We start from the raw sequence: 16,225 nt of genomic DNA, 5'->3' as shown, positions 1-16,225 counted from the left end.
GCCCCCGTTAAATTTAAAAAGGTGATTTTACTTTTCGAAATAGGTGTAACCGCGCAACCCTTCCGAATAAGCAGCCAGCATTTGCTGGCGATCTGCGACATTGATAATACCGTCGCGCACCGCCTGCTCCGCCGTTTGACGAAACTGTTGATACAAACTATTGGGCTCGTATTCCACGTAACTCAGCACATCAGCAATACTATCGCCATGAATTTCGTGAACGAAATCGATACTCGCGTCTGCATTAATTCGCACGCTTGCTACGTTGGTATCACCGAAGAGATTGTGCAAATCCCCCAGGGTTTCTTGATAAGCACCCACCAGAAAAACCCCCAGGTAATATTCCTCCCCCGCCTTTATTGGATGCAACGCAATCGTTGACGACTCACCTTCAGGGCTGGCAAATTTTTGCAGTTTTCCGTCACAGTCACAGGTGAGATCCGCAATAATCGCATGGCGACTTGGCTCTTCATTCAGGCGATGGATCGGCATTACCGGAAACACCTGGCCAATCGCCCAGGAATCTGGCAGCGATTGAAACACACTGAAATTGCCGTAATAAATATCCGCCAACAATTGCGGCAAGCTTTCCAGCTCCGCAGGAATACGCTTCATCTGTGGCAAGAGCGATGCAATTTTTTGCAGTGCTGCAAGATAGATATTTTCCGCCAATACACGATGGCGCAAACTGATATCACCCGAGTGAAAGAAGTCGCGAATTTTATCGCGATAGTACATTACGTCGTTATATGACTCTTGCAGATTCGATAGGTGAATGCTTGCAAGCGAGAGCCACAAATTATGAATCATCTCATGACAACCCTGCGGTAAATCTGCGGGCAAGGCCGTAGGCTCAAAATTGGTGACATCGAGAATATTGAATAACAGAATTGAGGTGTGCGCGACTGTGGCACGACCGGATTCAGTAACAATAACCGGGTGGGGAATGCGATGTTTATCCAGGCTTTCCTGAATCGCCTCTACTACATCAATACAATATTCTTGCACTGAGTAATTGCGACTATGTCCATTGGTACTGCAGGTTCCGTCGTAATCAATCGCCAGACCGCCACCTAAATCCAGATACCCCAGCGGTGCGCCCTCGCCTACCAATTCAATATAATAACGGCAGGCTTCCAAAACCCCAGAGCGAATACTGCGAATATTGGGAATTTGCGAACCCAAATGAAAATGCAGCAATTGAAAGCAATGCAATAAATTCGCATCGCGCAATGTGTCAATAACTGTTACTAATTCATTGGTATTTAAACCAAACAAACTGCGATCACCGCTGTCTGCGCTCCAGTGCCCTTCCACTTTGGTGGAAAGTTTTAACCGCACCCCAATGAGCGGTTCAATATTCAAGGCACGGCTACGCTCAATGACGGATTGCAGTTCGCTCAATGTTTCCAATACAAAAAAACATTTAAAGCCCAATTTGCGCGCTTGCAATCCCAGCGAAATAAATTCCGCGTCCTTGTAGCCGTTGCAAATAATCAGGCTTTCGCGATTGGTGAGCATCGCGAGGGCAACCATTAACTCCGCTTTGCTGCCTGCCTCCAGCCCATGGTTATAACGCTCGCCAAAACGGGCGATTTCCGCCACCACATGACGCTGCTGATTTACTTTGATAGGGAATGCGCCGCGATATTGGCCGCGATAGCCGCTGGACTCAATCGCCTGGGCAAAGGAATCATTCAGGATGCTAATCCGCTTATCGACCAAATTTTCCAAGCGCAGCAACACCGGCATTTGCAAACCGCGCTGTTGCATTCCATCAACGATCTCCATCAGCGAGACGGTCGCATCACCTTCGGTCGTAGGTGCGCGCACCACGACTTCACCGGCAGGAGAAATTCCGAAATATCCGCTACTCCACTCTTCAATGCCATAAAGTTCAGCGGCCCGGCGGGTATTCCATTCAATATTTTTTTCTGTGGTATTCAAGGCTCATCAACTCCTGTTCAGGTGGGTTGCCCCCGTTGATGCGCCGCCAGCAACGCGGCGACACAAAAGTAAAAATGGCGCGCAATTGTCCACATTTTTTATGAAAAATAAAGGCATAGGTCCACTCCATACCTCTTTGCGAGGGCAAATTTTAGCCCATCGAGCCCGGCTTGCTAACCCACCGGGTTGTTAAGGAAGGTTATTAGTGTCCAGATAACGAATCAGTACGCCCATATTGCGAATGTAGGCACCGGTGGAAATTCCCATCACCGGCGTTTTAACAGGATATGGGGAGGTATCCCATTTGTCCCCCACCATAGTATTCGCGTAGCGCTTATCGCCTCGCCCAGCCTTGCCGGCAGGTGGCAGCCCCACATAAGGATTGGTGGTGTAGTAAAGCGGAGTTGGCCAGTAGCCTTCTGGATTTAGTTCATTAACTAATTTATGCACCTGAGCCGGCAGGGAATTATTGCGAGTATTTTCATGTTCCGCTTGCGCGCGAAAATTCAAATCGGAAAAACTCACTTTGCCGAGCGTGAAATACTTTGGCAACGCCATTCGCACCGACTCACGCAAAGGAGAATAGCGATTCACATCTGCCGCTGGAATTGTCAACACCTCTTGATAGGCTTTACGTAATTCGCCAACCGGAATTGTCGCGGCGGATTTGTAATGTGCCAACATATTGCCCGACACATGATCCACATAATATTCCCCGCTAGCAATATTGGAACCACGCCTGTGCGTGAATAGCGCCTTACCTGTGCCCAGCTCTACAAAGCCTGGATGAGTTCGACCCTCAAGTGCTTTAGTGTCGGAAAGTGTTAGCGACTCAAGCCAATCCAGCGCTTCAGGAATGCGCGCCAGAAATTTTGTTTCTCCTGTTAAACGATAAAATTTAATCAGTTGCGAAATATTTTCTGCGGTAGTCGGTGTATGCAAGCTGCGTGGCTCATAAGAGCGCGCGCCAGCGGGTTGTAACTCAGTGGTGTATTGCAAGGCCCACCCGGGTTGCGGCTGTCCAAGTTGAGTAACAATGAATGCATTCATCGCGCGAATGATTGGCTCACGTACACGTGATTCACCCAGGGTTTGATAACACATCAACAGGAAATCTATATTTTCTGCGGCCACATCATCATTAAAGGTGATAAATGATGAATAATCGGGGTGATCAGGATAAGGATGATCGTACATCAACGGGAAACGCTGCGGCCAACCGCCGATGGGATACTGACTATTCAAAACAAAATCTATGGCTTTATAAAGTGGCCCGCGATACTGCTCATCGCGCTTTTCCAAATAGATGCGCAATAAAAATTTTGCTGCCTCTGCGGTGCCCATATCATCGAAAGTAGCGTTGCCGTAATAGTGTTGAAACTCCTCCAATCGCCAGGCATTTTTGCCAATGGTTGCATACCAGTCCTTTAAAGATGCTTCGCCCGCATAATCCGCCACATAATTCCATCCACCATTGGTCTGTTGCGCAAAGGTAATTGCCGCAGCAACCTGTTGAGCACCCCGATAATAAAATTCATCACCTGTTGCATGATAGGCATCCAACATTAAATGCCCTACACTCGATGTTCCAGGTGGTTGCATCCACACCATGGTGCGGCGCGCTTCCAGCTCTCCCCATTGGCGAGAAAAATCTGGCAAATAGGACCACACAAATCCACCGCGATAGCTGGCCTTTTGCAGCATAAATTGGCTAGCAGATTTCATAGCGAGAAGTGTTTGTTCGCGACTCACGTTTTCAGTGTGACCACGATTGCTCGCAATCAGGATTATTAAAAAAAGAATAGCGCGATTGATGAGAGGCATAGTCGGTCTCTTTTACCTTTCCCAATAAAAATCAGGAAATTATTATTAATTGCGTAATTACGCTTAATGAAAAGGACTAACCAAACCAGTGCCGAATAAAATATTTATTAATTTATCAATTCATAATAGATGCGTTTGAAAGCAATGGCACCAACTTAACATTTTTTAGCGCTGCAACTATCCGCCGACAATTTGGGGAAACATCCCCTTTATTCCGCCAGCAATAAACTCCACCGCAATGGCAGTAAGCAACAAGCCCATCACCCGGGTGGACATCACAATACTGCGTTTGCTTAAATGCTGACGAAACCAGGGCAGGAATTTAAAACACAACCACAGCGAACAGCTCACCAATAAAATACAGCCAGTAATCGCCACATAATGCAGAATTGAATTGGATTGGTGCGCATACACAATCACCGCACTCATAGCACCCGGCCCCGCGAGTAGCGGCATAGTTAAGGGAACCAGGGCAATAGTTTCATCTTGCGCGGCCTCTATATCAGCCGGGGTATGCCCACGGGACTTCAACATCGTCAGCCCCATCAACAACAAGATGATTCCGCCAGCGCAGCGAAATGCATCAATGCTGATACCGAAGGCCCAGAGAATCCACTCCCCAATTAACAAGGCAACCATTAATGCGGTAAATACAGAGATTACCGTAAGACGAGAAGTTTTAACCTGCTGCTCGTGACTCTGATGCACCGTTAATGCGATAAATACCGGGATGGCCCCCAGTGGATCGACGATGGCTAAAAGACCGATGAGGAATTTGGTGTATTCAGTGATTTCGAGCATAACGTTTCTTCACCCATCTAATTAGGATCGAATCTGGTTATGCTTAAGTCTAGGCGGAATTTTAAAAAATAAAAAAGGCGATCCGAAGATCGCCTTTTTCGCAGAAACCTGTTGGTAAAAATTACCAGCCAGTGATTTCTTTCAGTGCTTTACCGATATCGGCCAAGCTCTTAACAGTTTTCACGCCAGCATCTTCCAGTGCAGCAAATTTCTCGTCAGCAGTACCTTTACCGCCAGAAATAATCGCACCAGCGTGACCCATGCGCTTACCAGCAGGTGCAGTTACACCAGCGATGTAAGACACAACAGGTTTGGTTACGTTTGCTTTGATGTAAGCAGCCGCTTCTTCTTCCGCAGAACCACCGATCTCACCGATCATTACGATCGCTTCGGTTTGTGGGTCAGCTTGGAACAACTTCAGGATGTCGATGAAGTTAGAGCCTGGGATTGGGTCACCACCAATACCTACGCAAGTAGATTGACCGAAACCGTAGTCAGTAGTTTGCTTAACTGCTTCGTAAGTCAACGTACCTGAACGAGAAACGATACCTACTTTACCTGGCTTGTGGATGTGGCCTGGCATGATGCCGATTTTGCACTCGCCCGGAGTGATAACACCTGGGCAGTTAGGGCCAATCAAACGCACGCCCAACTCGTCACACTTCACTTTTGCGTCAAGCATATCGAGGGTTGGGATACCTTCAGTAATACAAACGATCAGCTTGATGCCGCCGTTAGCTGCTTCAAGAATAGAATCTTTACAGAAAGGAGCCGGAACGTAGATTACCGATGCATCAGCACCAGTAGCAGCAACCGCTTCAGCAACAGTGTTGAACACTGGCAGGCCGAGGTGAGTCTGACCACCCTTACCTGGAGTTACACCACCAACCATTTTGGTGCCGTAAGCAATCGCTTGTTCAGAGTGGAAAGTACCTTGCGCACCGGTGAAACCCTGGCAAATTACTTTGGTGTCTTTGTTAATTAAAACGCTCATGTTCTTCGCCCCTTATTGATTCGCAGCAGCTGCAACAACTTTCTTGGCGGCGCCAGTCAAGTCGGTATCGGCAATGATGTTCAGGCCGCTTTCGCCCAGCACTTTAGCGCCCAGCTCAGCATTGTTACCTTGCAGACGAACAACAACAGGTACTTTTACACCTACTTCTTTAACTGCACCGATTACGCCTTCTGCGATCATGTCGCAACGTACGATACCGCCGAAGATGTTGATGAATACGGCTTTTACTGCGTCATCAGACAGAATGATTTTGAACGCTTCAACTACGCGCTCTTTAGTTGCACCACCACCTACGTCGAGGAAGTTGGCAGGTTGACCGCCGTGCAGTTTAACGATGTCCATGGTGCCCATCGCCAAACCAGCGCCGTTAACCATACAACCGATGTCACCACCCAGAGCAACGTAGTTCAGTTCCCAAGCAGCAGCATGAGCTTCACGCGCATCTTCTTGTGATGGATCTTGCATTGCTTTTAATTCTGGATGACGGTACAGAGCGTTGCCGTCGATTACCAACTTAGCATCCAGGCAGTGCAAGTCACCTGCTGGAGTGATAACCAATGGGTTAACTTCCAACAGAGCTAAATCTTTCTCTTTAAACAATTGCGCAAGACCTAAGAAAATCTTCACGAATTGGTTAATTTGTTTGCCTTCCAAACCGAGTTTGAAAGCCAAGTCACGACCCTGGAATGGCTGTGCACCAACCAGCGGATCAACAGCAACTTTCAGAATTTTTTCTGGAGTGTCGTGTGCAACTTTTTCAATTTCCACACCACCTTCGGTAGATGCCATGAACACGATACGACGTGAAGAGCGATCTACTACTGCACCCAAATATAATTCTTTGGCGATGTCAGTACAGGTTTCAACCAGGATACGACTAACTGGCTGACCTTTTTCGTCTGTTTGGTAGGTCACCAGATTCTTGCCCAACCACTTTTCAGCGAAGGCTTTGATTTCGTCTTTGCTTTTAACCAGTTTTACGCCGCCCGCTTTACCGCGACCACCAGCGTGAACCTGAGCTTTAACGACGAACATATCGCCGCCGATTTGATCAGCAGCAGCAACAGCTTCTTCAACAGTTGCAGCAGCAATGCCTTTAGAAACAGGCAAACCATATTGGGCAAACAGTTGCTTACCCTGATACTCGTGCAAATTCATGGTGTAGTTCCATTTGACGATGGTTGGATTAGCGTTTTAGTACACAGTCCAACTTGGGTTATCGATGGAGGCAAACCTTATGAGCTTGCCCCCGCCTAAAAAACGAGGACTCTATGGTTCTCTTAACGCTTCTTCTTATTGGCAATGTGGATGGCATGGCCATGCACTGCCAGGGCTGCTTCGTGGATTGCTTCAGACAGGGTTGGGTGACCAAACACCATCATACCCAGATCTTCCGCACTCGAACCGAATTCCATTGCAATCGCCACTTGTTGAACCAGATCCGCAGCGCTTGGGCCAACAATATGGGCACCAAGAATACGATCAGTTACGGCGTGAGCAATAATTTTTACCAAACCGTGGCTTTCGTTAGCTGCCATTGCACGACCACTGGCCGCGAATGGGAAAGTACCCACATTGTAAGGCTCGCCAGACGCTTTTACTTGCTCTTCGGTTTTGCCAACAGCGGCAACTTCCGGGTGAGTGTAAATAACGCTTGGAATAATATCGTAATTGATTTGTGATTTCTGACCAGCGATGCGCTCAGCAACCATTACGCCTTCTTCAGAACCTTTGTGCGCTAGCATCGGGCCACGCACCACGTCACCAATTGCCCAAACACCTGGCGCATTGGTTTCACATTGTTCATTTACAAAGATGAAACCGCGCTCATCCAGATTCACACCTGAATCGGCAGCCAACAGATTTTCAGTGTAAGGACGACGACCTACACACACGATTAATTTGTCGAAAGTTTCTTGTTGCTCTTTACCATCTTTGTCCTGATATGTAACAACGACTTCTTTACCATCTACTTTTGAGCCAGTAACGCGTGAACTAGTGCGAATATCCAAGCCTTGCTTGCCCAGGATTTTTTGCGCTTCTTTCGCGATTTGTTGATCCATCATGCCAAGGAAAGAATCCATGGCTTCCAGCACAACCACTTTAGAGCCCAAACGGTTCCATACAGAACCCAATTCCAGACCGATTACACCGCCACCAATTACACCCAAACGCGCCGGTACAGATTGGAACTCCAAAGCGCCAGTTGAATTCACGATTACGTCATTATCAACAGGAGCAACAGGGATATTAATCGGGTAAGAACCTGAAGCCAGAATGACATGATTTGCTTCAAGCACAGTGACTTTACCTTCGTGGTCAGTCACTTCAACTTTTTTGCCCGCCAACAATTTACCGGTACCAAATACGCTGGTAACACCGTTAGCTTTAAACAAACCAGCAATACCGCCAGTCAGATTTTTGATGATTTGGTTTTTACGCGCAATCATCGAAGGAACATTGATTTCAACACCTGATGTAGTAATACCGTGCACTGCGAAATCATCTTTTGCTTCGTGGTATTTGTAAGAACTGTCGAGCAGCGCTTTGGAAGGGATACAGCCTACGTTCAAGCAGGTACCGCCATTAACACCCTTGCCTTCTTCATTGCGCCACTTTTCGATACACGCAGTTTTCAGGCCGAGCTGTGCTGCGCGAATCGCGGCAACGTATCCCGCCGGGCCGGAACCTATAACGACCACATCAAATTTTTCAGACATAACAATGTTCCTAAATTATTAACAGTCGGCTACAACCTTGTGAGCAGTAACCCTTTACATGAAAAACGCTCTTAGTTTGCCAAGAGCGTTTCAAAACAGCAGATTAAAGTTCTAACACCTTATATTTCTAAAAGGATGCGTGCTGGATCTTCGAGCAGATCTTTAATAGTTACGAGGAATTGCACAGCCTCTTTACCGTCTAACAAACGGTGATCGTATGACAGCGCCAGATACATCATTGGCAGAATTTCCACTTTGCCATTAACTGCCATTGGACGCTCTTGAATTTTGTGCATACCCAAAATTGCAGATTGAGGAAGGTTCAGGATTGGAGTGGAGAGCAATGAACCAAACACACCGCCGTTGGTGATAGTAAAAGTACCACCGGACATTTCCTCAATGCCCAACTTGCCATCGCGCGCGCGCAGACCGAAATCACGAATGGTGTTTTCGATAGTTGCCAGGCTCATATTTTCTGCGTTACGCAATACAGGAACTACCAGACCTTTGTCGGTAGAAACCGCAACACCAATGTCCTGATAACCGTGGTAAACAACATCGTTATTGTCGATAGAGGCATTCACAACCGGGAAACGACGCAGCGCTTCAGCAGCCGCTTTTACAAAGAAACTCATAAAGCCCAAACGCGAACCATTATGCGCTTTTTCAAATTGATCTTTGTATTTTGCGCGCAGTGCCATTACTGGAGCCATGTTCACTTCGTTAAAGGTAGTGAGCATTGCAGTAGTATTAGATGCTTCAAGCAAACGCTCGGCAATACGCTTACGCAGACGAGTCATTGGCACACGTTTTTCAACGCGGTCACCAACTGCTTCAATTGCTGCCGCAGGCGATCCTGCAACGGGAGCGGCAGCGGCCGGAGTTGATTTGATGTGGTTGGCAACATCTTCTTTCAATACACGACCGTCTTTGCCAGAACCAGCAACAGACGCCGTGTTTACATTATTTTCTTCCGCCAACTTGCGCGCCGCAGGATTTACAGCAGCGGTCTTCGCTACTTCAGCCGCTGGAGCGGCAGCAGCAGGTGCACTAGCGGCCGCTGGAGCACCTGCCACAGCACCTGCCACAGCACCTTCAACAAATTTCGCAATTACTTCATTGCTCAGGATAGTTTCACCTTCGCCTTTCAGAATTTCGGAGATGCTACCGTCAGCCGGTGCAACAACCTCCAATACAACTTTGTCAGTTTCAATATCAACAATCAGTTCATCGCGCTTGACAGCTTCGCCAGGTTTTTTATGCCAGGTTGCTACCGTGCCATCTGCAACGGATTCAGGGAATGTAGGGGCTTTGATTTCGATACTCATGCTATTCCATCTCTCTGTAGCGCTAGGATTATTTGATCAACTCAATCAGTTAAAAAGCTCTCACACAGTGAGAGCTTTGTTTACAAAACGTTTTTCTTCTTCGATATGCGCAGACATATAACCGCCTGCTGGTGCAGCTGAAGGCTCACGCCCCACGTAATCAAGGTGCAGAGCCTTACCGTATACATCAGCAACTACATGACGCATATGATGCTGACTGCTGTACCAAGCACCTTGGTTCATCGGTTCTTCCTGGCACCAGAATATATCTTTGATATTTTTGAAAGGTGCCAAGGCAGCCTTCAATTCTGCCTCAGGGAATGGATACAGCTGCTCCAAACGAATTAATGCAACGTTATCCAGATTGCGCGCGGTACGCTCTTTTAACAAAGTGTAATAGACCTTGCCGCTACACAATATAACGCGTTGAACTTTTGCCGGATCAACATTTACATCGGTGATTACATTTTGGAAGCTGCCATTTGCTAACTCTTCCAATGTTGATGTTGCCAATTCATGGCGCAATAACGATTTCGGGCTCATCACAATCAACGGGCGACGCATTGGGCGAATTGCCTGACGACGCAACATGTGGAAAACCTGGGCGGGTGTTGAAGGCACACACACCTGAATATTGTGTTCGGCACACAACTGCATAAAACGCTCCAAGCGTGCAGATGAATGCTCAGGTCCTTGCCCCTCGTAACCATGCGGCAACAACATAGTCAAACCGCACAGACGTCCCCACTTGTGTTCGCCGGAAGTGATGAATTGATCGATAACCACTTGAGCACCATTGGCGAAATCACCAAATTGCGCTTCCCAAATCACCAGACCTTTTGGCGCTGTAGTTGCGTAGCCATATTCAAAAGCCAACACAGCTTCTTCCGACAGGTAGGAATCGTAGAGATCAAAATCTACCGCAGCATTAACGCTCTTTAACGGGGTTGCAGAACTGCCATCCTTTTGGCTGTGGACGACTGCGTGGCGGTGCGAGAAAGTACCGCGTCCAACATCTTGGCCGGTCATACGGACAGAATACCCTTGCTCAAGCAAGGTGGCATAAGCCAGGGTTTCAGCCATTCCCCAATTCAGTGGTAATGCGCCCCCTGCCATTTTGCGGCGATCTTCGTACACTTTCTCAACTTGTTTCTGCACCACTATACCTTCAGGAATAGTGAGCATTTTACTCGCAACAGCTTGCAATGATTTTAAATCCATCCCAGTGTCAGCGGGAGTCAACCAATCGTGGCCAATGTAAGGAGTCCAATCTACAAACAAACTACGATCAGGCTCACTTACCAAACCGCTGGCAACATGGTCACCACGATCCAGAGCGGCGCGATAATTAGTCGTTAAATCGTCTGCCGCCGCTTGAGTTAACAGATTTTCCGCAACGAGTTTATCCGCGTAAAGCGTACGAGTAGTTTTTAGGGCACGGATAACTTGATACATCAGCGGCTGAGTTGCGGACGGCTCATCCGTTTCGTTGTGACCACGGCGACGATAACAAACCAAATCGATCACCACGTCTTTTTTGAACTCGTAACGATAATCCATCGCCAACTGCGCAATGAACAATACTGCTTCCGGATCATCACCATTTACGTGAAAAATCGGGCACTCAATCATTTTGGCAACGTCAGTGCAGTATTCTGTCGAACGCGCGTCTTCACGCTTGTTGGTCGTAAATCCAACCTGGTTATTGATGACGATGTGCAAAGTACCACCAGTACCGTAAGCACGGGTTTGAGACATTTGGAATGTCTCCATCACCACACCCTGGCCTGCGAATGCAGCATCACCGTGTACGTTAATAGGCACAACTTTTGCGCCGGTTGCATCTTTACGTCGATCCTGACGGGCGCGAACAGAACCTTCCACAACGGGAGAAACAATTTCCAAATGCGATGGGTTAAACGCCATCGCCATATGCAATTCACCACCGGGAGTCATCACATTGGATGAAAAACCCGAGTGGTACTTAACGTCACCTGAAGTGTTCAGCGAGCGCTTGCCGTCAAACTCCGCAAACAACTCTGCCGGGTTTTTACCGAACACATTGATTAGTGTATTCAGGCGTCCACGGTGAGCCATGCCTAATACAATTTCTTTCGCGCCGTAGGTACCAGCTCGCTTTACGAGCGCATCGACCAGTGGAATGAAGCTCTCGCCGCCCTCCAAACCGAAACGCTTGGTACCCGGATATTTGCTATCAAGGTGACGTTCAAGACCTTCAGCGGCAGTCAAACGCTCTAATAATGCCAAACGTTGCTCTTTCGTGAATTCCGGATTTGAACGAACACTCTCGAGACGCTGCTGCAACCATTGCTTTTCAGCTAACGGAGTGATGTGCATGATTTCCGCACCGATATGACCACAATAGGTCTTCTCTAATGCTTCGATAATTTCACGCAGAGTCGCTTGTTCTTTGCCAATAAACAAACTGCCAGTGCTAAACACTGTATCCAAGTCTGCATTGGTTAAACCGTGGAATTGCAAATCAAGATCTGCAACGGGTTCACGCACCATCAACCCCAGCGGATCGAGCTGTGCTTTTTGATGACCGCGAAAACGGTAAGAGCTAATTAGTTGCAGAACTTTAATTTGCTTTTGTTCGTGCTCTGCGCTAACCGAACCGCCAGCAACAGTCACGGTGCGAACTCTGGATTTACCCAGTTGCTCAAACTGAGAGCGAATGACCGAATGGGGAGTATCTTGCGTCAGTACGCCGTTTACGCGCGGCAACTGATCGAAGTAATTACGCCATTCTTCAGGAACGGCATTAGGATTGTGTAAATACGTGTCGTAGAGCTCTTCGACATAAGCAGCGTTCCCACCGGAAATATGAGACGTACTCCAAAATTGCTCCATAATGCTGTCTTGCATTCCACCCACCTTAATCTTTGGGGATCTATCCCCTGCTATCAACTAGCGGTTAGCTACCAAACGCTTTCAACTTGTGATTAAAAGCGCCGCTTTTAAGTCGCTATCACCCAAGGCGACAGCGGACAGTTTTTGATTAAACGAGCGAAAATCGCTCATCAAATCATCAAATTTTGCCGGCTTCAGATACGCAAAAGCGCCACCTTAGGTAGCGCTCTGTAATAACATATTGCGAATATGGCCGATTGCTCGTGTTGGGTTTAACCCTTTGGGGCAAACCGCTACGCAGTTTTGGATACCGTGACAGCGGAATACACTGAATGGATCATCCAAATTGGCAAGTCGTTTCTGGGTCGCTAAATCGCGGCTGTCAGCCAGGAAACGATAAGCCTGCAACAAACCAGCTGGCCCGATGAATTTATCCGGGTTCCACCAGAAAGATGGACAACTGGTTGAACAACAGGCGCAGAGTATACACTCATAAAGACCATCGAGCTTCTCGCGATCCGCAGGAGATTGCAGACGTTCGATTGCTGGCGCCGGGGTATCGTTTTGCAGGTAAGGCTCAATCTTTTTGTATTGATCGTAGAACTGGGTCATATCAACCACCAGATCACGAATCACTGGTAAGCCCGGCAGTGGACGCAAAATGAGAGTGTTATTTTTCACACACTCGGAAATTGGCTTGATGCACGCCAACCCATTTTTCCCGTTAATGTTCATACCATCAGATCCGCACACGCCCTCACGGCAAGAGCGACGATAAGCAAGACTTTCATCCTGAGCCTTCAACAGCTCGAGAACGTCCAGCACCATCAAGTCTTTACCCTGAGTATCAATCTCATAGGTCTTCATGTATGGAGCATTATCGACATCAGGGTTGTAGCGATAAACTTGTACTTTCAACATGATTTCAGCTCCGGATATTAGTAAGTGCGTTTCTTGGGTTGGAAGGCTTCCATAGTGCGCGGCTTGAAATTCACCGCACGTTTACCAACACGCTTTTCGCCGGGGAAATACATGGAGTGACACAACCAATTAGTGTCATCACGATCTTCGTAATCTTCACGTGCGTGGGCACCACGCGATTCTTTGCGCTCTTCCGCTGCGATCGCAGTTGCTTCGGCAACTTCTAGCAAATTTTGCAACTCCAGCGCCTCAATACGAGCAGTATTGAATGCGTTGCTTTTATCAGTAATTGCAACGTTTTCAATGCGCTTGCGCAGCTCAGCCAATTGCTGGATACCCTTCTGCATAAACTCGCCCTTGCGGAATACACCGAAGTAGTTTTGCATAATGGTTTGCAGCTCTTTACGTAGAACAGACGCACTCTCACCACTGGAAGAGTTGTTAATTTTGTTCAGACGCGCCATAGCCTTGTCGATGTCAGCTTGGGTTGCATCGCGATGCTCAATGCCTTCACGCAACGCTTTTTCAATGTACAAACCTGCAGCACGACCAAACACTACTAGGTCAAGCAGTGAGTTACCACCCAAACGGTTGGCACCGTGTACCGATACACAAGCCACCTCACCGCAAGCAAACAGACCATCAATTACAACGTCACTACCATTTGCATCAACGGTAAGCGCCTGGCCATTCACGTTGGTAGGAATACCGCCCATCATGTAATGGCAGGTTGGAACCACAGGAATTGGAGCGTAAACAGGGTCAACATGCGCGAAGGTGCGGGACAATTCACAGATGCCCGGCAGTTTGCTCTCGAGAACCTCTTCACCGAGGTGATCCAGCTTGAGCAATACGTGATCTTTGTTAGGACCAACACCACGACCCGCAATAATTTCCTGAATCATGGAGCGAGCTACTACATCGCGACCAGCAAGGTCTTTCGCGTTGGGAGCATAGCGTTCCATGAAGCGTTCGCCATCGGCGTTGATCAGGTAACCACCTTCACCGCGACAGCCTTCAGTTACCAGTACACCAGCACCAGCAATACCAGTCGGGTGGAACTGCCACATTTCAATATCTTGCACCGGGAAGCCTGCACGCAGAGCCATACCAACACCATCACCGGTGTTGATGTGCGCGTTTGTAGTGGAAGCGTAGATACGTCCTGCACCACCAGTAGCCAATACAGTTGCCTTGGCTTTTACATAAACGGTTTCGCCATCTTCAATATTGATCGCGATAACACCAACCACAGCACCATCGGCATTCTTAACCAGATCAACCGCAAACCACTCATTCAGGAATACAGTTTTGTTTTTCAGGTTGCCTTGATACAGGGTGTGAAGCAGCGCATGGCCAGTGCGGTCCGCAGCAGCGCAAGTACGCGCAGCCTGACCACCTTCACCGAAGTTTTTAGATTGACCACCGAATGGACGCTGATAGATACGACCTTCATCAGTACGAGAGAAAGGCAAACCCATATGTTCTAGTTCGAACACAGCCTCTGGACCAACGGAACACATATACTCAATCGCATCCTGGTCACCGATATAATCTGAACCTTTTACGGTGTCATACATGTGCCAACGCCAATCATCATTCGGGTCAGCACTGGCAATCGCACAAGTAATACCGCCCTGGGCGGATACGGTGTGCGAGCGAGTCGGAAATACTTTGGTAATTACGGCAGTTTTGTAACCGGATTGGGCCAACTGTAACGCTGCGCGCATACCGGCGCCGCCGCCGCCAATCACAATACCGTCAAAAGAAATCGTGCGCATATTAGACATTAGTTAATTCCCCAAATCACTTGAACACCCCAGACGAGATAGGTAACAGCAACTGCACCCAAAACGATCTGCGCAAATATGCGTAAGAAGGTGGCTTTTGCACCCAACAGGCGAACCGTTAAATAATCCGTGAGCACCGCCCACAAACCGATCCACGCATGGGAAATAAAGGAAAGCAAAGTTACGAGGGTAAATACACGCATCCACAATTGACTATAAAGTGACTGCCATTGTTCGTATGTCAATTCAGGATTCAATACAAGATAAGCTACGATAAAAATGGTGTAAGCCGCCATTACAGCCCCACCGACGCGTTGAATCAGCCAATCGTAAAGGCCGCTGCGTCCGAAACTGGTTACTGAAGTTACCATACCCAAACTCCCGCCAAAACGATCAACACAATGGCCACTACCAGCGCAAGCTTGGCACCAGTTTGACCACCCTTTAATGATTCGCCAACGCCGAAATCCATGATCAAATGGCGAATGCCCATTACCATGTGATAAGCCAAACCAGCCAGAACAACCCAGAGGATAATTTGGCAAACCGGACTCGCGGCAAGATCGCGAATACTGTTGAAGCCTTCTTGCGAATCCAGACTGGCATCAAGCATCCACAACAGGACAGCTACACCAGCAAAAAGGAAAACACCGGAAACACGATGAAGGATGGAAACGTAAGCAGTGATGGGAAGTTTTATTGTTGCTATATCAAGATTGACAGGTCTTTTCTTGTTCACGGTCTATCTCACCTGGATGCCCATCGCGGGCAGGTTTAAGAATAAGCGCTTCATTTTTTATCACCCAAAAGTGACCTCAAATGAAACACGCCCTGCAAGTCGCGCCGCATTATAGAGATTGACCTCTCGAAACACAAACAAAAACCGGCAAGCAAATCCTCTTGGTGAAAACAGTGAAAACACCTTCAGATATTTAACGGGGTTTTTACACAAATTACTGATTTATATAAAATATTTTCATGAAAATGCACTTCGCGAGGGCATTT

The 16,225-nt window shown here is 47.8% G+C and carries 12 protein-coding genes; all 12 read right to left on the bottom strand.

Features of this window, described 5'->3' with window-relative positions:
- Nucleotides 1-27 precede the first annotated feature (27 nt).
- Nucleotides 28-1,947, bottom strand: a complete 1,920-nt coding sequence (gene speA, locus D0C16_RS01810) for a biosynthetic arginine decarboxylase (RefSeq protein WP_151030750.1) — start codon at nucleotides 1,945-1,947, stop codon at nucleotides 28-30.
- A gap of 189 nt (nucleotides 1,948-2,136) precedes the next feature.
- Complete coding sequence (locus D0C16_RS01805; protein WP_151030749.1) at nucleotides 2,137-3,771, bottom strand: pectate lyase; 1,635 nt, start codon at nucleotides 3,769-3,771, stop codon at nucleotides 2,137-2,139.
- 177 nt (nucleotides 3,772-3,948) lie between these two features.
- Nucleotides 3,949-4,572 (bottom strand): MarC family protein, encoded by a 624-nt coding sequence (locus tag D0C16_RS01800; protein ID WP_151030748.1) that lies wholly within the window; start codon nucleotides 4,570-4,572, stop codon nucleotides 3,949-3,951.
- A 121-nt stretch (nucleotides 4,573-4,693) separates the two neighbouring features.
- Complete coding sequence (sucD, locus tag D0C16_RS01795) at nucleotides 4,694-5,566, bottom strand: succinate--CoA ligase subunit alpha (protein WP_151030747.1); 873 nt, start codon at nucleotides 5,564-5,566, stop codon at nucleotides 4,694-4,696.
- Between the two features lie 12 nt (nucleotides 5,567-5,578).
- Nucleotides 5,579-6,745, bottom strand: coding sequence for an ADP-forming succinate--CoA ligase subunit beta (gene sucC, locus D0C16_RS01790; RefSeq protein ID WP_151030746.1), 1,167 nt, complete (start codon nucleotides 6,743-6,745; stop codon nucleotides 5,579-5,581).
- A gap of 122 nt (nucleotides 6,746-6,867) precedes the next feature.
- Nucleotides 6,868-8,307 carry a dihydrolipoyl dehydrogenase gene (gene lpdA / locus D0C16_RS01785; protein ID WP_151030745.1) on the bottom strand — a complete coding sequence of 480 codons (1,440 nt, stop codon included), beginning with the start codon at nucleotides 8,305-8,307 and terminating at the stop codon, nucleotides 6,868-6,870.
- 119 nt (nucleotides 8,308-8,426) lie between these two features.
- Nucleotides 8,427-9,635 (bottom strand): 2-oxoglutarate dehydrogenase complex dihydrolipoyllysine-residue succinyltransferase, encoded by a 1,209-nt coding sequence (gene odhB, locus D0C16_RS01780; RefSeq protein ID WP_151030744.1) that lies wholly within the window; start codon nucleotides 9,633-9,635, stop codon nucleotides 8,427-8,429.
- Nucleotides 9,636-9,695: 60 nt separating this feature from the next.
- Entirely contained in the window at nucleotides 9,696-12,524 is a 2,829-nt protein-coding gene (locus D0C16_RS01775) for a 2-oxoglutarate dehydrogenase E1 component (protein ID WP_151030743.1), read from the bottom strand.
- Nucleotides 12,525-12,725: 201 nt separating this feature from the next.
- Nucleotides 12,726-13,430 carry a succinate dehydrogenase iron-sulfur subunit gene (locus D0C16_RS01770; protein WP_151030742.1) on the bottom strand — a complete coding sequence of 235 codons (705 nt, stop codon included), beginning with the start codon at nucleotides 13,428-13,430 and terminating at the stop codon, nucleotides 12,726-12,728.
- Nucleotides 13,431-13,447: 17 nt separating this feature from the next.
- Complete coding sequence (gene sdhA / locus D0C16_RS01765) at nucleotides 13,448-15,220, bottom strand: succinate dehydrogenase flavoprotein subunit (RefSeq protein WP_151030741.1); 1,773 nt, start codon at nucleotides 15,218-15,220, stop codon at nucleotides 13,448-13,450.
- Nucleotides 15,220-15,591 carry a succinate dehydrogenase, hydrophobic membrane anchor protein gene (gene sdhD / locus D0C16_RS01760; protein WP_151030740.1) on the bottom strand — a complete coding sequence of 124 codons (372 nt, stop codon included), beginning with the start codon at nucleotides 15,589-15,591 and terminating at the stop codon, nucleotides 15,220-15,222. The genes sdhA and sdhD overlap by 1 nt, the downstream gene beginning before the upstream one ends.
- On the bottom strand, nucleotides 15,585-15,959 hold the full coding sequence (gene sdhC / locus D0C16_RS01755; protein ID WP_151030739.1) for a succinate dehydrogenase, cytochrome b556 subunit: 375 nt from the start codon (nucleotides 15,957-15,959) through the stop codon (nucleotides 15,585-15,587). The genes sdhD and sdhC overlap by 7 nt, the downstream gene beginning before the upstream one ends.
- Nucleotides 15,960-16,225: the final 266 nt, after the last annotated feature.

This window comes from Cellvibrio sp. KY-GH-1, assembly GCF_008806975.1.
Taxonomy (GTDB): Bacteria; Pseudomonadota; Gammaproteobacteria; order Pseudomonadales; family Cellvibrionaceae; genus Cellvibrio.
The sequence above is the reverse complement of the archived record's forward strand: the minus strand, read 5'-3'. Positions and strand labels throughout refer to the sequence as shown.

Bases quoted from the DNA above. Each gene is read 5' to 3' on its own strand.
- sucD (WP_151030747.1), bottom strand. From the start codon at position 5,566: ATGAGCGTTTTAATTAACAAAGACACCAAAGTAATTTGCCAGGGTTTC.
- sdhA (WP_151030741.1), bottom strand. From the start codon at position 15,220: ATGTCTAATATGCGCACGATTTCTTTTGACGGTATTGTGATTGGCGGC.
- D0C16_RS01770 (WP_151030742.1), bottom strand. From the start codon at position 13,430: ATGTTGAAAGTACAAGTTTATCGCTACAACCCTGATGTCGATAATGCT.
- lpdA (WP_151030745.1), bottom strand. From the start codon at position 8,307: ATGTCTGAAAAATTTGATGTGGTCGTTATAGGTTCCGGCCCGGCGGGA.
- D0C16_RS01800 (WP_151030748.1), bottom strand. From the start codon at position 4,572: ATGCTCGAAATCACTGAATACACCAAATTCCTCATCGGTCTTTTAGCC.
- D0C16_RS01805 (WP_151030749.1), bottom strand. From the start codon at position 3,771: ATGCCTCTCATCAATCGCGCTATTCTTTTTTTAATAATCCTGATTGCG.
- sucC (WP_151030746.1), bottom strand. From the start codon at position 6,745: ATGAATTTGCACGAGTATCAGGGTAAGCAACTGTTTGCCCAATATGGT.
- sdhD (WP_151030740.1), bottom strand. From the start codon at position 15,591: ATGGTAACTTCAGTAACCAGTTTCGGACGCAGCGGCCTTTACGATTGG.
- D0C16_RS01775 (WP_151030743.1), bottom strand. From the start codon at position 12,524: ATGCAAGACAGCATTATGGAGCAATTTTGGAGTACGTCTCATATTTCC.
- odhB (WP_151030744.1), bottom strand. From the start codon at position 9,635: ATGAGTATCGAAATCAAAGCCCCTACATTCCCTGAATCCGTTGCAGAT.